This window comes from Methylobacterium sp. XJLW, from assembly GCF_003254375.1.
GTDB classification, from domain to species: Bacteria; Pseudomonadota; Alphaproteobacteria; order Rhizobiales; family Beijerinckiaceae; genus Methylobacterium; species Methylobacterium fujisawaense.
Window position 1 is genome coordinate 2,075,007 of the sequence record NZ_CP016429.1, and the last position, 21,160, is coordinate 2,096,166.

At 71.8% G+C, this 21,160-nt stretch carries 16 protein-coding genes; 9 read left to right on the forward strand and 7 right to left on the reverse strand.

Translation table 11 applies throughout. The features are described from left to right. Positions 1–74: 74 nt before the first annotated feature. Positions 75–3,368 carry a DEAD/DEAH box helicase gene (locus tag A3862_RS09595; RefSeq protein WP_205782337.1) on the reverse strand — a complete coding sequence of 1,098 codons (3,294 nt, stop codon included), beginning with the start codon at positions 3,366–3,368 and terminating at the stop codon, positions 75–77. A gap of 330 nt (positions 3,369–3,698) precedes the next feature. Between A3862_RS09595 and A3862_RS09600 the strand changes: the two genes are divergently transcribed. Next, on the forward strand, positions 3,699–6,551 hold the full coding sequence (locus A3862_RS09600; protein ID WP_111473546.1) for a PAS domain-containing protein: 2,853 nt from the start codon (positions 3,699–3,701) through the stop codon (positions 6,549–6,551). Between the two features lie 101 nt (positions 6,552–6,652). Continuing rightward, the gene (locus tag A3862_RS09605; RefSeq protein ID WP_043351637.1) at positions 6,653–6,958 is read left to right on the forward strand and encodes a hypothetical protein; all 306 of its coding nucleotides are present in this window, start codon (positions 6,653–6,655) and stop codon (positions 6,956–6,958) included. Between the two features lie 141 nt (positions 6,959–7,099). Here A3862_RS09605 and A3862_RS09610 read toward each other — a convergent pair whose 3' ends face one another. Continuing rightward, on the reverse strand, positions 7,100–8,155 hold the full coding sequence (locus A3862_RS09610) for a DUF2891 domain-containing protein (RefSeq protein ID WP_111474327.1): 1,056 nt from the start codon (positions 8,153–8,155) through the stop codon (positions 7,100–7,102). 166 nt (positions 8,156–8,321) lie between these two features. Between A3862_RS09610 and A3862_RS09615 the strand changes: the two genes are divergently transcribed. Then, on the forward strand, positions 8,322–9,089 hold the full coding sequence (locus A3862_RS09615) for a CDP-diacylglycerol diphosphatase (RefSeq protein ID WP_111473547.1): 768 nt from the start codon (positions 8,322–8,324) through the stop codon (positions 9,087–9,089). Positions 9,090–9,107: 18 nt separating this feature from the next. On the opposite strand, the gene A3862_RS09620 is transcribed toward A3862_RS09615, so the two are convergent. Further along, positions 9,108–10,010, reverse strand: a complete 903-nt coding sequence (locus A3862_RS09620; protein ID WP_043351634.1) for a LysR family transcriptional regulator — start codon at positions 10,008–10,010, stop codon at positions 9,108–9,110. Positions 10,011–10,180: 170 nt separating this feature from the next. Here A3862_RS09620 and A3862_RS09625 point away from each other — a divergent pair, with 170 nt between their 5' ends. The 6 genes from A3862_RS09625 (at position 10,181) to A3862_RS09650 (ending at position 17,403) form a co-directional block, all read left to right on the forward strand. After that, on the forward strand, positions 10,181–11,713 hold the full coding sequence (locus A3862_RS09625; RefSeq protein ID WP_075381045.1) for an ABC transporter substrate-binding protein: 1,533 nt from the start codon (positions 10,181–10,183) through the stop codon (positions 11,711–11,713). Positions 11,714–11,905: 192 nt separating this feature from the next. Beyond that, entirely contained in the window at positions 11,906–12,823 is a 918-nt protein-coding gene (locus A3862_RS09630) for an ABC transporter permease (RefSeq protein ID WP_111473548.1), read from the forward strand. A 14-nt stretch (positions 12,824–12,837) separates the two neighbouring features. Further along, entirely contained in the window at positions 12,838–13,773 is a 936-nt protein-coding gene (locus A3862_RS09635; protein WP_111473549.1) for an ABC transporter permease, read from the forward strand. A 60-nt stretch (positions 13,774–13,833) separates the two neighbouring features. Further along, on the forward strand, positions 13,834–15,255 hold the full coding sequence (locus A3862_RS09640) for a M20 family metallopeptidase (protein ID WP_111473550.1): 1,422 nt from the start codon (positions 13,834–13,836) through the stop codon (positions 15,253–15,255). 3 nt (positions 15,256–15,258) lie between these two features. Then, the gene (locus A3862_RS09645; RefSeq protein WP_111473551.1) at positions 15,259–16,863 is read left to right on the forward strand and encodes an ABC transporter ATP-binding protein; all 1,605 of its coding nucleotides are present in this window, start codon (positions 15,259–15,261) and stop codon (positions 16,861–16,863) included. 189 nt (positions 16,864–17,052) lie between these two features. Continuing rightward, entirely contained in the window at positions 17,053–17,403 is a 351-nt protein-coding gene (locus A3862_RS09650) for a hypothetical protein (RefSeq protein ID WP_043351624.1), read from the forward strand. On the opposite strand, the gene A3862_RS09655 is transcribed toward A3862_RS09650, so the two are convergent. The 4 genes from A3862_RS09655 to A3862_RS09670 all read right to left on the reverse strand — a co-directional run bounded on the left by A3862_RS09655 (position 17,376) and on the right by A3862_RS09670 (position 21,024). Further along, on the reverse strand, positions 17,376–17,825 hold the full coding sequence (locus A3862_RS09655; protein ID WP_043384757.1) for a MucR family transcriptional regulator: 450 nt from the start codon (positions 17,823–17,825) through the stop codon (positions 17,376–17,378). The two genes, A3862_RS09650 and A3862_RS09655, sit on opposite strands and share 28 nt — an antisense overlap. 251 nt (positions 17,826–18,076) lie before the next feature. Then, positions 18,077–19,165: a YeiH family protein gene (locus A3862_RS09660; protein WP_043384759.1), complete on the reverse strand. Its 1,089-nt coding sequence runs from the start codon at positions 19,163–19,165 to the stop codon at positions 18,077–18,079. Between the two features lie 172 nt (positions 19,166–19,337). Next, a complete protein-coding gene (locus tag A3862_RS09665; RefSeq protein ID WP_051976149.1) occupies positions 19,338–20,261 on the reverse strand; it encodes an ABC transporter permease in 924 nt (307 codons plus the stop codon). Further along, positions 20,254–21,024, reverse strand: coding sequence for an ABC transporter ATP-binding protein (locus A3862_RS09670; protein WP_043350049.1), 771 nt, complete (start codon positions 21,022–21,024; stop codon positions 20,254–20,256). Before A3862_RS09670 ends, A3862_RS09665 begins: the two co-directional genes overlap by 8 nt. Between the last annotated feature and the right edge of the window lie 136 nt (positions 21,025–21,160).

Consider the following 21,160-nt stretch of genomic DNA (forward strand, 5'->3'; position numbering starts at 1 on the left):
TCGCGTTGTCTGCGCGACAGGCTGTGACGGTTTGAAGCGCCCGGCGCAAGATCGACCGCAGATCGGCGGCGCGCTCAGCCGGCGCGCTCCCGGGCGGCGCGGATGCGCTCCAGGAGGTCGGCCGCCAACGCCGCGCACCCGGCGGAATCCGGGCAGGGCCGCTTCCACACCACCCGTCCCTCGCGCAGGATGACGTCCGCCTCGGCGGCCATCGCGGGTAGCGGCCGGTCCGGCCGCAGATCGGCCGCGACGCCCTGCGGGCCGCCCCGGAGCCGGGCGACGCCCAGCGCGCAGCAGGATGCGCGCAGCCGCGCGAGGTCGAACAGGGCGAGCACCGGCGCGGGGGCCGCGCCGAACCGGTCCTCGACCTCGCCGGCCAACGCTTCGATCGCCTCGGGATCCTGCAAGCGCAGGAGGCGCGTGTAGAGGCTGAGGCGGATCTCGGGCTCGGGGACGTAATCCTCGGGAATGCGGCTCGGCAGACCGAGTTCGATCTCGGGGCTCCAATCCTCGGCGCGCTCGCCCTTGGCGGCGGTGAGCGCCAGCTGCAGCAGGTGCTGGTAGAGGCCGAGCCCGACGAGCTTGGCGTGACCCGCCTGATCCTCGCCGACGAGGTCGCCGGCGCCGCGCAGATCGAGGTCCCGGGCGCTGACCGCGAAGCCGGCGCCGAGGCGGTCCAGGGCCTCCAGGGCCCGCAGGCGCTGGAGCGCCGCCGCCGGGGGCGGCGCTGCCGGGTCGCTCAGCAGATGGACGGTGCCGCGCCGCTGGCCGCGGCCGACGCGGCCCCGGAGCTGGTGGAGCTGCGCCAGCCCGAACCGGGCGGCCTCCCAGACCAGCATGGTGTTGGCCCGGGGCACGTCGAGACCGCTCTCCACGATGGCGGTGGCGAGCAGGACGTCGCCGTCGCCATCCGCGAAGCGGACCATGACCTCGTCCATGGCGGAGGGCTTGAGATCCCCGTGCGCCACCAGGATGTCGAGGCCCGGCACGAGGGCGCGCAGCCGCTCGGCCATGGGGCCGATATCCTCGATCCGCGGGCAGACCACGAAGCTCTGGCCGCCCCGGCGGTGCTCGCGGATGAGCGCCTCGCGGACCGCCTCGGCGTCGAAGGGCGCCACCACGGTCCGGACCGGCTGGCGCAACGCCGGCGGCGTGGCCAGCACGCTGAGGCTCTGGAGGCCGACGAGCGCCGCCTGGAGCGTGCGCGGGATCGGGGTCGCGGTGAGCGTCAGGACGTGGCCGCCATCCGCGAGGCGGCGCAGGTCGGCCTTCATCTTCGCGCCGAAGCGCTGCTCCTCGTCGATCACGGTCAGGCCGAGATCCGCGAAGGACACCCCGCTGCCGGCGAGCGCGTGGGTGCCGACCACGAGCCGGATCGTGCCGTCGGCGAGCCCCGCCTTGACGCGCTTGGCCTCGGCCGGCGCCACGAGGCGCGAGAGCTGCGCCACCTCCACGCCGAACCGCCCGAAGCGGCGGCGCAGGGTCTCGGCATGCTGGCGGGCCAGCACGGTGGTCGGGGCGATCAGCGCCGCCTGCCGGCCGGAGAAGATCGCGGCCGCGAGCGCCCGGAGCGCCACCTCGGTCTTGCCGAAGCCGACATCGCCGCAGACCAGCCGGTCCATCGGCCGGCCGGAGGCGAGGTCGGCCATCAGCGCATCGACCGCAGCCGCCTGATCGGGCGTCGGCGCGAAGCCGAAGCCCGCGGCGAACCGCTCCATGTCCCGGGCCGGGGGCGACAGGACCGACGCCTCCGTCTCCCGGCGGGCGCGGGCGGCCTCCAGCATCAGGCGGGCGGTCCGCGCCATGGTGGCCTCGGCCTCCAGGCGGCGCCGGGGCCACGTGCCGCCGTCGAGCTTGTCGAGGGTGACGGCGTCGGGCTCCGGACCGTAGCGCCAGATCCGGTCGGCCTGGGTCACCGGCACCATCAGGATCGCGTCGCCGGAAAAGCGCAGGCGCAGGGCCTCGGAGGGCTCCTCGCCCCGGGTCGTCACCGCCTCCAGCCCCTCGAACACGCACAGGCCGTGATCCCGGTCGACGGCCACGTCGCCGGGGCGCAGGTCGACCTCGCCCATGGGCAGGATCGCCCGGGCGCCCCCCGTGACGGCGGCCTCCGGGCCGAACAGGTCGGCGGCGGCGATCACGGTCGCGCCCTGCTCGGGCACCCGGAAGCCGGCCGCCAGCGGCGCCTCCAGGGCGAGGACGTCGCCGGGTGCCGCCTCGGCGACGTCGGCCCAGGCGTCGATCAGCCGGATCGGGCGCTCGGCGATCTTGCCCGCCTGGCGCACGAGGCGCCGGAGCGGCCGGACCGAACCGGCGAGCACGACGACGTCGCCGGCCTTCAGCCGCTCGCGCAGGACCTTGGCGAAGGCCGTTCCCGGCCGGCGCTCGCCGGCGAAGGTCGGCATGGCCCGGGGCTCCCCGGCCGCCTCGGTGACGGCAAGCCGGCCGTGCGCCGCCACGATGGCGCGCCACGCCTCCGGCGTCAGATAGAGGGCGGCGCCGGGCTGCCCCTGCGCGTCGCGGGCGGTCAGCCGGCCCCGCGCCTCGTCCATCTGCTCGAAGAAGGCGTCGACCCGGGCCTGCGTGCCGTCCTCGACCGCGAGGCGCGCGCCGGGCACGTAGTCCAAGAGGGTGACGAGGCGGGGGTAATAGCGGTCCAGGCGATGCTCCTGGCCGGTGAAGGGCTCGAAGCTCTGGCCGGATCCGGGCTCCAGGATGATCTCGGTGGCGGGATCGATGACGAGTTCGTCCGCCTCGGCCACCGAGCGCTGCGAGATCGGGTCGTAGGAGCGGATCGCCGTGACGCGCCCCTCCGCGTGCTCGATCCGGCAGGGCCGCGGCGCGGCGGCGGGGAACACCTCGACGGTGCGGCCGCGGACGGCGATCTCGCCGGGCTCGTCGACCCGTTCGTCGAGGATGTAGCCGAGGCGCTTCAGGTCGGCGGTCGCGGCGGCGACGTCGAGGGGGTCGCCGACCCGCAGGGTCACGCGGGCCGAGGCCCAGGTCTCCGGCGGCGGCACGCGCTGCACGAGGGCGGGGGCGGTCGTCAGCACGAAATCCGGCAGCGCCTCCCGGTCGGTCAGCCAGCGCAGCACCGCGGCCCGGGCGCCCATCATGGCCCGCGACGGCGAGGCGTGGTCGAAGGGCAGGCAGTCCCATTCGGGATAGATCGCGACCTGCGCGTCGGGATCCAGCGCCCGGAGGGTCGCGGCGAGGTCCTCGAGGCGGCGGGCATCCCGGGCGACATGCACCACCGGACCCGGGCCCTCGGCATAGGCCAGGAGCGCCACCGCCAGGGCGCCGGTGGGCATCAGCGGCGCGTCCTCCAAGCCCTGATGGGCGCCCGCCTTCGTCCTGCGCTTGGCCATGCCTGATCCGAACCCGTCCCTCTTGAGCCGGCAACGCCGCACCGCCCCCGCGGGCTCCCGGCCGCGGCGATCCGATCCACAGCCGTGACCGCGCGGCCTCCGGTGCGGTCCGCGCCGGCACAGATCACGAAGACACCGCAGCGGGCGCCCGGACGGGATCGTCGGCCCGGACAAGACTTGGCCGGCGCCTGTGAAACCATGTTGTCGCCGACGATCCGATGCGAATGTCGACTAATGGACTGTCGCGGAATGCTTGGGCTGGTCGCGCCGCCGGGCCCGTGAGGCAGAGTTTCATTAGGGAGGCGCGGGCGCTTACGCTATGACGGTCCCGTGTCGCAGACCGAGACAATATCCCGCCCGTCGGGTTTCGAGCCCGAGCATCCCCAGCGGCTCGCCGCCTTGCGCGCCTACGCCATCCTCGACACGCCGCCGGAGCGCGCGTTCGACGAGATCGCCGAGATGGCCGCCCAGGCCTGCGGCACGCCGATGGCCCACATCAATTTCGTCGATGCCGACCGGCAGTGGATCAAGGCCGCGTTCGGCCACCCCGCGCGGGCGATGCCGCTCGATTTCGGCTTCTGCACCGAGGCCATGCGCGAGGACGGCGTCCTCGTGCTGCCCGATCTGGCCGCGCTGCCGGACCGCGCCGCCAATCCGCTCGTGGCCGGCGAGCCGCACCTGCGCTTCTACGCCGGCGTGCCCCTGGTGACGCCGGACGGCTGGGCCATCGGGACGCTCTGCGTCCTCGACCGCGTCCCGCGCACCCTGACCGACCAGCAGATCTTCATCCTCAAGGCGCTCGCCCGGACGGTGATGACGCAGCTGGATACCCGGAATGCCGAGGCCGCCCTGCGCCGGAACGAGGAGCGCTACCGCTCGCTGTTCACCTTCATCGATGCCGGCTTCTGCCTGGTCGAGCTGACGTTCGAAGACGGCCGGGCGGTCGATTACCGCTTCCTGGAGGCCAATCCCGCCTTCGAGCGGCAGACCGGCCTGACGGACGTGGTGGGGCGGTGGATGCGGGACATCGCCCCCGATCACGAGCAATGCTGGTTCGACCTCTACGGCCGCGTCGCCCTGACCGGCGAGCCGGTCCGCGTCGAGCAGGCCGCCAAGGCCCTCGGCCGCTGGTACGACGTGCACGCCTACCGGGTCGACGGGCCGGGCCGGAACCGCGTCGCGATCCTGTTCAACGACATCACCGAGCGCCGCCGGAGCGAGATCGCACTCCGCGCCCGGGAGGCGGAACTCCGGCTGGTCGCGGACGCGATGCCGGTCCTGATCGCCTTCATCGACCGCACCCTCACCTATCGGTTCGCCAACGCCGCCTACGAGTCCTGGACCGGCTGCAGGCCCTCCGAGGTCGTCGGGCAGACCGTGCGGATGCTCATCGGTCCCGAGGCCTTCGCGATGCGGCAGGCCGCCTTCGAGCGGGTGCTGGCCGGGCAGGAGATCCGCCGGGAATGGACCTGGACGCTCCCGAACGGCGAGACCCGCGTCGCCGACACCCGCTACCTGCCGCGCCGGGGAGCGGACGGAGGGGTCGACGGATTCTACGTCTTCGCCCACGACGTCTCGGAGCGGAAGCGGATCGAGGCGCTGCTCCAGTCCCGGGCGGAGCGCCTCGAAGCGCAGGTCGCCGCCCAGACCCGCGACCGCGACCGGGTCTGGACGCTGTCGCCGGTGCTGAAGCTCGTCGCGGACCGGGACGGGCGGGTCCAGTCGGCGAACCCGTCCTGGAGCCGGGCGCTCGGCTGGTCGGAGGCCGAGACCCTGGGCCGGGCCGCCCTCGACTTCGTGGCCGCCCCGGAGCGGGCGGCCGCGCAGGCGGCGCTGCGGCCCCTCTGCGACGAGAGCCGGGTCGAGGATGTCGAACTTTCCTGTCTGACCCGCGCCGGCGACCGGCGCCGGGTGCTCTGGACCGTCGTGCCGGAGGACGGGCTGTTCTACGGCTTCGGGCGCGACATCACCGAGCAGCGGCAGGCCGAGGAGGCCCTGCGGCAATCGCAGAAGCTGGAGGCCATCGGCCAGCTCACCGGCGGGGTGGCCCACGACTTCAACAACCTCCTGACCATCATCCGGTCCTCCATGGAATTCCTGCGCCGGCCCGACCTCGCCGAGGAGCGCCGCCGCCGCTACGTCGACGCGGTCTCCGACACCGTGGACCGCGCGGCCAAGCTCACCGGCCAGCTCCTCGCCTTCGCCCGGCGCCAAGCGCTGAAGCCCCAGGTCTTCGACATCGGCGCGCGCCTGCGCAGCATCGCCGACATGCTCGACTCGGTTACCGGCGCGCGCATCCGCGTCATCATCGAGCTGCCGGAGACGCCCCGCTTCGTGCGCGCCGACGAGAGCCAGTTCGAGACCGCGCTGATCAACATGGCGGTCAACGCCCGCGACGCCATGCGTGGGGAAGGCAGCCTGACCCTGCGCCTGGAGGGCGAGTGCCCGATGCCGCCGATCCGCGGGCATGCCGGCGCGCCGGGGCCTTTCGTGGCCGTGCGGGTTTCCGATACCGGCGGCGGTATCCCGGACGCCGATCTGGGGCGGATCTTCGAGCCGTTCTTCACCACCAAGGAGATCGGCAAGGGCACCGGCCTCGGCCTCAGCCAGGTCATCGGCTTCGCCAAGCAGTCGGGCGGCGACATCGACGTGGCGAGCACGCTCGGGCGCGGCACGACCTTCTCGCTCTACCTGCCCCAGGTCGAGGCGCCCGCAGAGGTCGCCGAGGCCGACCGCGACCGCCGCCGGGCGGCGGAACCGCGGCGGGGCCTGTGCATCCTCGTCGTGGAGGACAATCTCGGGGTCGGCCGGTTCTGCACCCAGATCCTGGAGGATCTGGGCCATGCCCCGGTCTGGGCGAAATCCGCCGAGGAGGCGCTGGGCGAACTCGGGCGGACGCCCGACCGCTTCGACGTGGTCTTCTCCGACGTGGTTATGCCGGGGATGGGCGGCTTCGCCCTCGCCCGGCAGCTCCAGGCCGACCGTCCCGACCTGCCGGTGGTGCTGACCTCGGGCTACAGCCACATCCTGGCCACGGACGACGCCCACGGCTTCACCCTCGTGCGCAAGCCCTACTCCGCCGAGCAGCTCGCCCAGGTCCTCTACGAGACGGCGAAGCGCGGCGGGCAGCCGGCCGCCCCGGCGCCGCAGCCGGGCGGCGCTGACGGGGCGCGCGATCCTTAACCGCCTTCGCCCGAATTCGTCCGCGTTCTAACCTAAGCATTTTGGGCCACACCGGACTGGATGTATTGTATTCGCCTCGACAATCGGGGCGCGAGACCGCCATGCCGCTGACCGGACGCTTCTGGTTCCGCCGGACCTGGACCGGCAAGCTGATCCTGCTCGTCGAGGAGGAGCGCGGGCGCTGGTTCCGTCGCCACCTCGGCCGCAAGCTGCGCTGGCGCGATGCGCGGCTCCTCGACCTCGCCGAAGCGCCCCTGCGGAACCTGATGACGCTGGAGCGGACCTACCGCGCCGAGTTTGGACCCGGAGACCTGCGCCGGCCGGTCGGAATCGCTCCGGTGACGGGCGCATTGCCGTTGCGACGCGGCGTTTCGGATCCAGGAACAAGACCACCTGTGTCGAGTTGATGCCGGGCCAGACGGTGCCGACCGCATTGTCCGGCCGCCCCGCTCGGGCGTTTCCTCCCTAGACTTTCGGACCGTTCTCTTGAGGGCGGTCTTTTTTTATTGTCGGTCCCCTTCCCCAGCCCGGCCCGGGGCGAAGAGTTCTCAAGTTTCTCTTAGAAGATCATCCGGACCGCCGCCCGGGTCGCCGTCCGGCCCCGCCTCCAAGGCCAGAACCGCGAAGGTCGCGAGCCAGTGCTCGCCCATGTAGTCGCCGGTGACGTGCGGGAGCCCCGCCGCGAGGTGATCCTCCGCGGCCGCGCCCAGGAGCGGCCGGCGGGGATCGTCCGCACCGAGGGCCGCGGCCAGCGCGCGGAAGCACCATGCGCGGCTGAGGTTCAGCCCGTCGAGATGGGCGATCTTGCCGTCCGAGCGGTCGGTCACGCGGGCCGGGCGGAACAGGGTCGCGGGCCGGGACGCCGGGAGATCGGGCAGGAACCGGTCGAACCAGGGCGCGAAACGCGTGGGGGGCAGCAGCCGGCGCATGCATTCGGCCTCGATCAGCGCGGAGGACAGGAAGTCGTCGCCGCCGGGCTCGCCCCAGGCCGGGCAGTCCGTGTCCGCCCCGTACCAGCGCTCGGCGGTGTCGCGCAGCAGGGCGGTCAGCCCGGCATCCCCCGCGCCCTCCGCGTAATCGGCCGCCAGGCGCAGCGCGAAGGCGGTGTTGAAATGGGTCCCGACCCGTACCGGATAGACGGCGACCGGCAGGAAGTCCCGGAACCGCTGCGCGATCATCCCGGCCAGCGGCGCCAGGGCCTCGGACCAGCGGCGCTCGGGGAGCGCGGAGAGTTCGTCGGCGAGCTTCAGGAGCCAGCCCCAGCCGTAGGGCCGCTCGAAGCCCCGGGCGGTCGGGGCGGCGAAGTAGGCGCATTCCCCCGCCACCGTCTCGGGGGTCAGCTGCGCGTCGAGCCGGGCGCGGATCGCCGGGGCCTGGGGGCCGTCCGGGTACAGGCGCAGCACGCGCGCCAGCAGCCAGGTGCCGTGGACGCAGGAATGCCAGTCGTAGCTGCCGTGGAAGGCCGGGTGCAGGGCCGCGGGGGTGCGGGCATCCGCTGGACCGGCCAGGACGTGCCCGGGCTTGTTCGGATATTCGCGGGCGACGTGGCCCAGGGCGACCGCGGCGAAGCGCGCGGCGATGTCGGGGGTGAGCGCGGTCGTCATCGCGGGCATGGCGTCATCGCGGGCCTCCGGGGCGGCGGAGCGGCCGGCATAGCGGGTTTTCCGGTGCGGCGTCAGCGTCTCCGGATCCTTTGCCGGCAGGCCCCCGGATCGGCTATTCCGGGACGGCCAAGCCGACGCGCCGCGTCGGCTCGATCGGGGAGCCCTCATGCGCCGCGCGCCGTTCGCCGCCCTCCTCGTGGCGCTCTCCGCGATGGCCGCGGTCCCGGCCGCGGCCGCCCCCGATCCGAGCCGCGACGTCCTGTGGGCGGCGCTGAAGACCTGCGTGCTCGCCAAGCGGCTCGCCAACCGGACCTTCCCGTGCCTCTCGGTCGACCTGGGCGACGCGGATCGTCCGGGCTCGGCGGTGCTGCGCGCCCCCGGCGAGCCGACCCACAGCGTCGTCATGCCCACCGACACCGTGGCGGGCCTGGAGGCACCGGTCCTGCGCGGGCCGCGGGGCGCCGCCTACTGGCGGGCGGCCCTGGCGGCGCGGCCGCTCGTGTCGGACGTGCTGAAAGGGAAGCTGTCCCCCGCGGAGGTCGGGCTGGCGGTCAACTCGGCCCGGGGCCGCAGCCAGGACCAGCTGCACATCCATCTCGACTGCCTGAAGCCGAGCGTGCTCAAGGCGGTCCGGGCGCACGGCCGGCAGGTGCGCCACACCTGGAGCCGCTTCCCGGTGCCACTGGCCGGCGACCGCTACTACGCCCTGCGCGTGCTGGAGGCGGAGGCCGCGCAGTTCAACCCGTTCGCGGCCCTGCACACCCTGCCGGGCGCCCGGCCGGACCTGCACCGGACGAGCTTCGCGGCGCTCGCCACGCCCCCGGGCGATCCCGAGTCGGGCTACATCCTGCTGGCCTACCGGGCGCCGAGTGCCAGCGCCGAGGACGTCATGGACCACAGCTGTCGGCTCGCGGCTGACCGGAGCGGCGCCTGAGCGGTCGCGGGCCGAGGGTCACGGCGATCGCGGCGGCGGCAGCGCGTCGAGCAGCTGGCGCAGGAATGCCCGCACCGCCTTCGGCAGCCGCCGGTCGCGCATCGCCTGGATCTTCACGCCCCGGGCGAGGCTCGTCCGGGACTGGATCGGCAGGCTGACAAGCTCGTTGAGCCGCAGGGGCGTCTGCACCGACAGCGCCGACATCAGGGCGATGCCGCGGGAGCGCCGCACGAAGGGCAGCAGCGCCGAGAGATTGTTGGAGGTCAGCACCGGCTCCACCGCGATGCCCTCGTGCGCGCAGGCGGCGTCGAAGACCTGCCGCAGGGTCGTGTCCCGGGTCGGCAGGGCGACGGGATAGTCCAGCAGGTCGGCGAGGCGCAGGGCGGGCGCCCGCGCGAGGGGATGGTCGGGCGCGGCCAGCGCCAGCATATCGACCTGCCCGTCGTAGAGCACCTCGACCTGCGCGGTGGGTGTCAGCGCGAAGGTGATCCCGAGATCGGCATCCCCCACTGCCACCGTCTGGGTGACCTGGGCCGGGGGCTGGACCGTGACCTCGAAGCGGATGCCGGGATGGGCCGCGTGGAAGGCCGCGATCGCGTTCGGCACGATGTCGAGGGAGAAGCCCTCGGAGCAGGCGACCCGGATCAGCCCGCGGGCGAGCCCTTCCAGCTCCCGGATCTCGGTGACCACCTGCTCGGAGCGGATCAGCACCTGATGGGCGTGCTGCGCCAGCAGCTCCCCGGCCGGGCTCGGCACCATGCCGCGCGGGCGCCGCTCGAACAGCACGCAGTCGAGCTCGGCTTCGAGGTTGGCGATCTGCCGGCTGATCGCCGAGGCCGCCACGTTGAGCTGGGCCGAGGCCGCAGCAATCGAGCCGGTGCGGGCCACGGCCAGGAAGTAGCGCAGGCCCGTCGTCTGCATTATCGTGCTCGATACGCTGTATGCTGCCATGCACATTGCCAATACGGCAACGCAGCACTCGCCAAATTCTACTTGTTGCGATCCCAGATGCACAACACCATGGCAGGGTGAAAAACGCGGCAGCCGCGGATCGATCCGCCGGACCTGTCCGCCGCGCCGTCGGAGACCGCATGCCGCTACGGATTCTCACCCGGGCCGCGACCCTCGCCGCCTCGTTCGCGACCCTGATCGCCGCGCATCCGGCACTGGCCGGGAAGGCCGACGACACCCTGGTCTACGCCTCGGACAGCGAGCCGGAGAATGTCAGCCCGTATCACAACAGCGCCCGCGAGGGCGTGATCCTGGCCCGGAACTGCTGGGACACCCTGCTGTACCGCGACCAGAAGGACGGCACCTACAAGCCGATGCTGGCGACCGCCTGGACCTGGGCGGACGACACGACCCTGGATCTCACGATCCGCGAGGGCGTGGTCTTCCACAACGGCGACCCGCTCGGGCCGGAGGACGTGGCCTTCACGTTCAACTACGTGCTGACGCCCGAGGCGCGCACGGTCACCCGCCAGAACGTCGACTGGATGAAGTCGGTGGAGGTCACGGGCCCGCATAATGTCCGCATCCACCTCAAGGCGCCGTTCCCGGCGGCGCTGGAATACCTCGCCGGCCCGACCCCGATCTTCCCGGCCAATTACTTCAAGAAGGTCGGGCTCGACGGCTTCGCCAAGGCGCCGATCGGCAGCGGTCCGTACCGGATCACCAAGGTCGACAGCGGCCGCGGCGTCTCCATGGAGCGGTTCGACAAGTACTGGGCCGGCAGTCCGCTGGGTAAGCCGAAGATCGGCAAGCTGCAGTTCCGCGTCATCCCGGACGGCGAGAGCCGGATGGCCGAGCTGATGACCGGCGGCGTCGACTGGATCTGGCGGGTGCCGAGCGACCAGGCCGAGCAGCTGCGCGCCGCGCCCAACATCACGGTGCTCAACTCCGAGACGATGCGGGTCGGCTTCCTGCAGTTCGACACGCTGGGCCGCGCCAAGGAGAACTCGCCGCTCAAGGACGTGCGCGTCCGGCAGGCGATCTCCTACGCCATCGACCGCAAGGCGATGGTCGACAACCTCGTGCGCGGCGCCTCGCGGGTGATGAACGCGCTGTGCTTCGTCGACCAGTTCGGCTGCACCGACCAGGGCGTGCCGCGCTACGCCTACGACCCCGCCAAGGCCAAGGCGCTGCTCAAGGACGCCGGCTACCCGAACGGCTTCGAGATCGACCTCGGCGCCTATCGCGAGCGCGACTACGCCGAGGCGGTGATCGGCTATCTCGGCGCCGTCGGCATCAAGGCGCGGCTGAACTACCTGCGCTACGCGGCGTTCCGGGATGCGCTGCGGGCCGGCAAGACCTCGATCGGCTACCAGACCTGGGGGTCGTTCTCGGTCAACGACGTCTCGGCCTTCGACGGGGTGTATTTCCGCGGCGGCGAGGAGGATCTGACCAAGGATCCGCAGGTGATCGCCGATCTCCAGAAGGGCGACGGCTCCACCGATCCGGAGACCCGCAAGGCCGCCTACGCCAAGGCGCTGCAGCGGATCGCCGGAGAGGCCTATGCCCTGCCGATGTTCTCCTACTCGACCAACTACGCCTTCACGTCGGACCTGAACTTCACCGCCCAGCCCGACGAGGTGCCGCGCTTCTACGCGGCGTCGTGGAAGTGAGGATGGTGGTCGTGGCGCGACCGGCTCCCTCTCCCGTGCGGGAGAGGGTTGGGGTGAGGGATCAGGTCTTCCCGGAGAGGTCGCACCCCTCACCCTGTCCCTCTCCCGCACGGGAGAGGGAACCCGCGATCCGCCCCGGTTCCGACGGCGGGAGCCGATCCGGTCCGCATCGCCGAAAGGGAGCCTGAGCCCATGCTGGCCTTCACGTTCCGGCGCGTGCTGGTCGCCCTGGCGGTGGCCTTCACGGTCTCGGTGGCGAGCTTCCTGCTCCTCCACCTCTCGGGCGACCTCGCGACCGCCATCGCCGGCCCGGAGGCCACCGGGCCGCAGATCGCCCAGATCCGCCAGGATTACGGACTGGACCAGCCGCTGCTGACCCAGTTCCTCACCTGGGGCTGGCGGGCTTTGCACCTCGACTTCGGCAACTCCTTCTATTTCCGCGAGAGCGTGATCGACCTGCTGGCCGCCCGCCTGCCGATCACCCTCTATCTCGGCATCATCGCGCTCGCCGTGGCCCTGTTCGTGGCGATCCCGCTGGGCGTCGTCGCCGCCGTGAAGCGGGATACCTGGATCGACCGGACGGCGCTCGCCGTCTCGGTGCTCGGCCAGGCGATGCCGAGCTTCTGGTTCGGCCTGACGCTGATCCTGATCTTCTCCGTCAACCTCCGCTGGCTGCCGGTCTCGGGCAACGCCACGTGGAAGAACTTCGTCCTGCCGGCAATCGCGCTCGGCTACTACGCGATGCCCGCCGTGATGCGCCTCACCCGCAACGGCATGCTGGAGGTGCTGGCCTCCGACTACGTCCGCACCGCACGTGCCAAGGGATTGCCGCCCAGAAAAATCCTGGTGCGGCACGCGCTGCGCAACGCCGTGATCCCGGTGATCGCCCTGTCGGCGGTGCAGTTCGGCTTCATGCTCGGCGGTTCGATCGTGATCGAGGCGGTGTTCTCGCTCCAGGGGCTCGGGCAGCTCGCCTGGGAGTCGATCGCCCGCAACGACTTCCCGGTCGTCCAGGCGATCGTGCTGGTGCTGGCCATGATCTACATCGGCCTGACGCTGGCCGCCGACCTCCTGAACGCCTTCCTCGATCCGCGCCTGCGCCAGGCCTGAGGACGGAGATCGCCATGAGCCTCCCCCCCGACACGGCGGCGCTCGCCGCCCCCGCTTTGCCCCCGGACGCGCCGGTCGCGCTGGCGGCGGTGCCCTCCCCTACCCGCCTGATCCTGCGGCGGGGCCTGCGCCACACCGGCTTCCTGATCGGGGCCGGAATCCTCGGGCTGATCGTGCTGGCGGCGCTCGCCGCCCCGCTCATCGCGCCGCACGACCCCTACGCGCAGGACGTTTCCCGCCGCCTGATCCCGCCGGTCTGGCAGGCCAAGGGCTCCTGGGAGAACGTGCTCGGCACCGACAAGCTCGGCCGCGACTACCTGAGCCGCCTGCTCTACGGCGGCCAGATCTCCCTCCTGATCGGGATCTCGGCGGCGCTGATCTCGGGGCTGATCGGCACGGTGCTCGGCCTGTGCGCCGGCTATTTCGGCGGCTGGGTCGACTCCGTGGTCAGCTACGTGGTGACCACGCGGCTCGCCATGCCGGTAGTGCTGGTGGCGCTCGCCATGGCGGCCCTGGTCGGCGGCTCCCTGAAGGTGGTGGTGCTGGTACTGGGCTTCCTGCTCTGGGACCGCTTCGCCGTCGTGACGCGGGCCGCGACCCAGCAGATCCGCAACCAGGATTTCGTCTCGGCCGCCCGCGCCGCGGGTCTGACCGACCTGCGGATCCTCCGCCAGGAGATCCTGCCCAACATCATGAACGCCCTGATCGTCGTGGCGACCCTGGAGATGGCCCACGCGATCCTGCTGGAGGCCGCCCTGTCGTTCCTCGGCCTCGGCGTCCAGCCGCCCCTGCCCTCCTGGGGCCTGATGATCGCCGAGGGCAAGCAGTACATGTTCTTCCAGCCCTGGGTGATCACCATCCCGGGCGTGGCGCTCCTCCTCCTCGTGCTGGCGATCAACCTCCTGGGCGACGGCCTGCGCGACATCACCGCCCCCGAGGCGCGCAACTGACGGCTTCGCCGGGCCAGGGCCCGTCGACAGGTTACCAAAATGTTTCACGGGAAACACACCATGACGCGAGACGCCGCCATCGCGCGCGCCACGGAGGCTTTCGATTCGGGCGCGTTCCTCGCCCTCCTGCGGGAGGCGGTGGCGATGCCCACCGAGAGCCAGGCCCCCGGCCAGGAGGCGGCGCTCCGCGCCTATCTCGACGCCTTTATCGTGCCGCTCGTCGCCCGGCTCGGCTTCGAGACGCCGAAGATCTTCCCGAACCCGGACGGGGTGCACGGCCCGTTCCTGATCGCCGAGCGGCGCGAGGGCGCGGACCTGCCGACCGTGCTGATCTACGGCCACGGCGACACGGTGCGGGGCTATCCCGAGCAGTGGCGCGCGGGCCTCGGCCCCTGGGAGATCGTGGTCGAGGGTGACCGCTGGTACGGGCGCGGCACCGCCGACAACAAGGGCCAGCACGTCCTCAACCTCGCCGCCCTGGAGCAGGTGATCGCGGCCCGCGAGGGCCATCTCGGCTTCAACGTGAAGCTCCTGATCGAGATGGGCGAGGAATCCGGCTCCCCGGGCCTGCGGCCGTTCTGCCGGGAACAGGCCGATTCCCTCCGCTCGGACGTGCTGATCGCCTCGGACGGGCCGCGCCTCAACGGCGAGCGCCCGACCCTCTTCCTGGGCTCCCGCGGCGCCTACAATTTCGAGCTGAGCCTCAACCTGCGCGAGGGCCCGCACCATTCCGGCAACTGGGGCGGCCTGCTGCGCAACCCCGGCACGGTGCTGGCCTCGGCGATCGCCTCGATGGTCGACGCGCGGGGCAGCATCCTGGTGGACGCCCTGCGGCCGCCGCCGATCCCCGAGGGCGTGCGCGCGGCGCTCGCCGACATCCGCGTCGGCGAGGACCCGACCGCGCCCACGATCGATGCCGACTGGGGCGAACCGGGCCTGAGTCCGGCCGAGCGGGTCTTCGCCTGGAACACCCTGGAGGTGCTGGCCTTCAAGACCGGCGATCCGGACGGCCCGCTCAACGCCGTCCCGCCCCACGCCAAGGCGACCCTGCAGCTGCGCTTCGTGGTCGGCACCGACTGGCAGAACCTGATCCGGAACGTCCGCGCCCATCTCGACGCGCACGGCTTCCCGATGATCGAGGTCCGGCCGGCCCGCGCCGCGGAGGTGTTCCAGGCGACGCGGCTCCCGGTCGAGGACCCCTGGGTCGAGTGGGCGCTCCAGTCGATCGAGGCGAGTTCGGGCAAAAAACCGGCGCTGCTGCCCAATCTCGGCGGCTCGTTGCCGAACGACGCCTTCTCGGAGATTTTGGGCCTGCCGACCCTCTGGGTGCCGCATTCCTACCCGGCCTGCCGCCAGCACGGGCCCGACGAGCACATGCTCGCCTCCGGCACCCGCGAGGGCCTGGCGATCATGGCCGGCCTGTTCTGGGATCTCGGTGAGGCCGGACCCGACATCCTCCGTCGCCGCAAAGCGAGGGCCTGAACCATGAGCGCGCCGGTCGTCCGCATCCGCGATCTGACGATCGCGCTCCCCAAGGGCGCCGACCGCCCGCACGCGGTCGAGGGTCTGAACCTCGACCTCGAGGCCGGGAAGATCCTGTGCGTGGTCGGGGAATCGGGCTCGGGCAAGTCGATGAGCGCCTACGCGCTGACCGGCCTCCTGCCCCGGGCGCTGAAGCCGACGGCCGGCACGATCCTGTTCGAGGGCCGGGATCTCCTGACCCTCGATGAGCCCGCGTGGCGCGGTTTGCGCGGCCGGCGCATCGCCATGGTGTTCCAGGAGCCGATGACGGCGCTGAACCCGGTGATGCGGGTCGGCGACCAGATCGCCGAGATGTTCGAGGCGCACAACCTGCTCACCCGCGGCGAGCGCTGGGCCCGGGCGGTGGCGCTCGCCACCGAGGTCGGCCTGCCGAACCCGGAAGAGGCGGTGCGGGCCTACCCGCACCAGCTCTCCGGCGGCCAGCGGCAGCGGGCGATGATCGCCATGGCGCTGGCGCTGGAGCCCTCGGTGCTGGTCGCCGACGAGCCGACCACGGCCCTCGACGTCACCACCCAGGCCCAGATCCTCCGGCTGATCCGCGACCTGCAGCGGAAGCGCGGGATGAGCGTCCTGTTCATCACCCACGATTTCGGCGTGGTCGCGGAGATCGCCGACCACGTGGCAGTGCTCCAGCGCGGCCGGCTCGTGGAATCCGGCACGGCCGAGGCGGTGCTGCGCAATCCGCAGGCACCCTACACCAAGGCGTTGCTCGCCGCCGTCCCGAGCCTCACGCCGCCGCCGCGCGCGCCCCTCGCGGCGGCCCCGGTCGCCCTCTCGGTGACCGGGCTGTCCAAGACCTATTCCGGGCGCTCCGGCCTGTTCGGCAAGCCACGGGTCGTGGCCGCCGTGAAGGAGGTCTCGTTCGACGTTCGCCGCGGCGAGACCCTTGGGATCGTGGGCGAATCCGGGTCGGGCAAGTCGACCACGGCGCGGCTCGCGATCCGGCTGATCGAGCCCGACGGCGGCACGGTCCGGCTGGGGGACCTCGACTACACGGCCCTCGGCAAGACGGCCTTGCGCGACAAGCGCAGCCGCATCCAGATGATCTTCCAGGACCCGTTCGCGTCGCTGAACCCGCGGCGCACCGTGGAGCAGATCATCACGGCGGGGCCGATCGCCCATGGGGTCCCGGCCGCCGAGGCCCGGGAGCGGGCCCGAAACCTCCTCGACCTCGTCGGCCTCGATCCGAAGGCCGCCGCCCGCTACCCGAACGCCTTCTCGGGCGGGCAGCGCCAGCGCATCGGCATCGCCCGGGCGCTCGCCATGGAGCCGGACGTGCTGGTGGCCGACGAGGCGGTCTCGGCGCTCGACGTCTCCGTCCAGCGGCAGGTGCTGGACCTGCTGGAGGATCTGAAGCAGCGCCTGTCCCTGGCGATGCTGTTCATCACCCACGACCTGCGGGTGGCCGCCACGATCTGCGACCGGATCGCCGTGATGCACCGCGGCGCCATCGTGGAGATGCGGGGCACCGCGGAGCTGTTCGCCGCGCCGGAGCACGCCTACACCCGCAGCCTCCTCGCGGCGGTGCCGGGCGCGCACGCCTCCTGAGCCCGCCGGGGCCGGGACCGGGCCAATCTGGGACGCAGAGACAAGTTTTTTGGACGGGACCGCCCTGTCCGGCCCCTGCAAGTTCAGTAGGATAGCGCCGTTGTCGCGGGTGGAGCACCCCGACGGATCCACGGCTGCACCCGCTATCCGTCCTCGCTCCCGCCCCGACTGCGGACGGGGTGATTCAGCGTGTCGATCTCAGACAGGACCGACGACAGGCAAGCGATCCGCCGGCGCAGCGCGCCGGATGGACCGCCGGCGCTGCGCCGCGGGCGCGAGCACCGGATCGTGCGCTGGATCAGCGCCGGCAACCGCAAGGCACCGCCCCCCGCGGAGGAGACCACGTCCGCGGCTCCGGATTGCCACGTGATCAAGCTGAGCTGGGCCGACACGTTCGGGCGTCCGGACCGCGCCGCGCTCGGCAGGTCCGTCCCGGGCCCCGCGCAGGTGCTTCCGTTCCAGAGCCGCAAGGCCGAGAGCGCGCCGCCACCGGGCTCCCGCCGCGCCGCCGATCAGCCGCCGGTGCCGGTCCTGCGCTGATCGCTGCGCCCGCCGGGCACGCCGAGGCCGATCGCCTTGGCGAGCGCGGAGCGCTGCGCGGCGTAGCCGGGCGCGGTCATCGGGTAATCCTCCGGCAGGCCGTAGCGCTCGCGATACCGCTCCGGCGTGAGGCCGTGGGCGGTGAGATGGCGCTTCAGGGTCTTGTAGGTCCGGCCGTCGATGAAGCTGACGATGCCGTCCTCCTGGACCGACTTCCGGATCTGTGCCGGCGTCGGCCGCTCCACGGCCGGTTCCGCCGGGGCAGCCGGTTGCCCGTCGAGGGCCGCCAGCGCTCCATGCACGCTCGCCATCAGCTCCGGCAGCGCCGTCGGCGGAACGGAATTGTTCGAGACGTAGGCGGCGACGATCTCGCCGACCAACGTGACCAACCGGAGGCGGCTCTCGGGATTCTGTTCAGGCACTGCGCGAGTCCATCCGAAGCTTTCGACGACGATGGACGTGGTTCCAAAGCAAAAATCGCGGATGTGTCAAGACGGTCTTGAAAGACAGTCGATCACCGAAAGGGCTTTTCGATCCGAACGGGCGCGATCGCCCGCGAAAAGGATCCGTCACCTGCACAAAGATGCCGATCCTGCCCCGGTTACAGGCGCCGGACGCGCACAGGCCGGGAAATACCGCGCCACATCCGGCCGGAGCGCAGGACGGCGCGGCGTCAGCCGATCCCGAGGACGCGGATCAGCGTGAGGCTGAGGACGATCAGGACGGCGAGGGAGGCGATGACGGCGAGGGTGACCCGGCCGCCGACCCGGGCGAGAACCCGCACGTCGACCCCGAGCCCCAGGGCGGCCATGGACAGGACCGTGAGCACGCCGGCGAGCTGGGTCAGCGGCTTCACCGCGGCATCCGGGACGAGGCCCAGGGAGCGCAGGGTGGCCAGGGCCAGGAAGCCGACAATGAACCAGGGCACGAGCTTGGTGAGGCCGGGACGGGCCGGCGCGCCCGGCGCCCCCGCCGCCTGCGGCAGCCGGGGCGCGATCAGCGAGAACGCCACCACGACCGGGCCGAGCATCAGCACGCGGACGAGCTTCACCAGGGTTCCGACCTGGGTCGACAGCAGGCTCACCGGCACGGTCGCGGCCAGCACCTGCGGCACCGCGTAGACGGTGAGCCCCGCCAGCACGCCGTACTGGTTGTCGGTCATGCCGGCGAGCGGCACGAACAGCGGCAGGCCGAGCACCATCAGCACCCCGAGCACCGCCGTGAAGGCGATGGCGGCGGCGATGTCCTTCGGCTCCGCTCCGATCACCGGCGCCACCGCGGCGATGGCCGAGTTGCCGCAGATGGCGTTGCCGCAGGCGACGAGGATCGCCATCCGGGCCGGCAGGCCCAGCACCCGGCAGATCGCCACGCTGGCGGCGATGCCGAGGACCACGGTCCCGACGATGCCGGCCAGCAGCGCCGGGCCGGAGGCGAGGATCGCCCCGAGGCTCAGGGAGGCGCCGAGCAGCACGACGGCGACTTCGAGGAGCTGCTTGGCCGAGAAGGCGATGCCGGTTCGGAACCGGGCCGGGGGCGTCCAGGCGGTGCGCACCGCGATGCCGACCAGGATCGCCAGGACCAGGGCCTCGATATAGGGATGGCCGGCGACCCGCTCCTCCAGCGCCTGCGCGGCCATCGCCACCGCGGTGATCGCCGCGCACAGGCCGATGCCGGGCAGGACCGAGGCGGCCGTATCCGACCGGCCGCCCCGCTCGGGAAGCGCCGGCGTCGGGGCTGCCTGGGAAGAGGATTCGAGGCTCACAGGATCGGACTCCGCGGTCGTCGACGGAGCTTATAGGAAGAAAACGTTCGTCGCACCCACGCAAAAGAGAAGTTACTTCTCTATTCAGGCATCGTTCGAGAAGACGCATCTAAGGACACGGTGGACCCGACCGCGCGCCGGGACGCTCCCGGTCGTCGGGCGCCGCGGCGCCTCAGGCCTGCATGCCCCAGCGCTGGACGGTGCGCCGCTCGATCGTCTGGAAGATCAGGTTCTCGACCACGAGGCCGATCAGGATGACGGTGAGCAGACCGGCGAACACGTTCGGGATGTCGAGCATGTTCTTGTTCTCGAAGATGAACCAGCCGAGCCCGCCCGCCCCGGACGACACGCCGAAGACCAGCTCGGCGGCGATCAGGGTGCGCCACGCGAAGGCCCAGCCGACCTTCAGCCCGGTGAGGATCGCGGGAAAGGCCGCCGGGATCAGGATCTTGCCGATCAGCCGCGGTCCCGACAGCCCGTAATTGCGCCCGACCATCTTCAGCGTCCGGCTCACCGACAGGAAGCCGGAATGGGTGTTCAGCGCGATCGCCCAGGTCACCGAGTGGACCAGCACGAAGATCAGGCTGCCGTTGCCCAGGCCGAACCAGATCAGCGCCAGGGGCAGCAGTGCGATGGCCGGCAGCGGGTTGAACATCGACGTCAGGGTCTCGAGCAGATCGGTCCCGATCCGCGACGCGATGGCGAGGCCCGTGAGCACGGTCGCCAGGGCGATGCCGGCGGCGTAACCCATGAGCAGCACCTTGAGCGACGACCAGGCGCGGGCCGGCAGCGTGCCGTCCGCGATACCCCGAAAGAAGGCCTCCACGGTGGCCGAGAAGGTCGGGAACAGCAGGTCGTTGTCGAGGTAGCGCCCGTAGGCCTCCCAGATCCCGGCCAGGAGGACGAGGATCACGATCTTGCGCAGCCAGGCTTGGTTGTAGAGCCGCTCGGCGAGCGACAGGGGCTTCTCCACCACCGTGGCGCCATGGGCGTGGCCGGTCTCGCGCACGATCTCAGGGCGGCCGGATTCCACGGGCGTCAGGCGCGGCGCGACGCCGGTCAGCGGGGCGCCGGTCAGGGCTTGCGCGCTAGACATTCTCGGCCTCCTCGATCTCTTCCGAGAACAGCATGTGCTGGATTCGGCTCTCCAGCTGCAGCGCCGCCTCCGGGGATTCGGCGCTGTTGAGTTCGGCCTTCACCTCGCCGGGATGGGGCGAGAGCAGCAGGATGCGGGAGCCGACCTTGATCGCCTCGGGGATCGAGTGGGTGACGAACAGCACGGTGAAGCGCGTGCCCTCCCACAGCATCAGCAGCTCGTCCTGCATGCGCCGCCGGGTGAGCGCGTCGAGCGCCGCGAAGGGCTCGTCCATCAGCAGGATGTCGGGCTCCATGGCCATGCCGCGGGCGATGGCGACGCGCTGCTTCATCCCGCCCGACAGGGTGTGGGGATAGCTGTCGGCGAACTTCGTGAGGTTGACCTTGTCGATGTAGAGGTTGGCCCGGTCCAGGGCCTCCCGGCCCTTGAGCCGGCCCGAGGCTTCCAGCGCGAAGACCACGTTCTGCCGCACGGTCTTCCAGGGCAGGAGCTGGTCGAATTCCTGGAACACCATCATCCGGTCGGGGCCGGGCTCGGTGACCGGGCGGCCCTTCAGGCGGATCTCGCCCTCGGTGGGGGCCATGTAGCCGCCCACCGCCTTGAGCAGGGTCGACTTCCCGCAGCCGGAGGGCCCGAGCAGGACGAACCGGTCCCCGGGCCAGACCCGGAAGCTCACCCGGTAGGTGGCGGTGACGAGGTGCTCGGGCGTCTTGTAGCGGAGTGTGACGCCGTCGACCTCCAGCAGAGGCTGACCCGTGTCCATCCATCCTCCCTGGCGCCGCAGCTTCGACCGCGTGTCGCAGAGGGCCGGCGATGGCCCGCCCCTCACGGGAAAGTGTATCGGGCCGCCGAAGAGGCTGTAAAGGTCGATATTCTGTATGCGATCGGACCGAGGACCT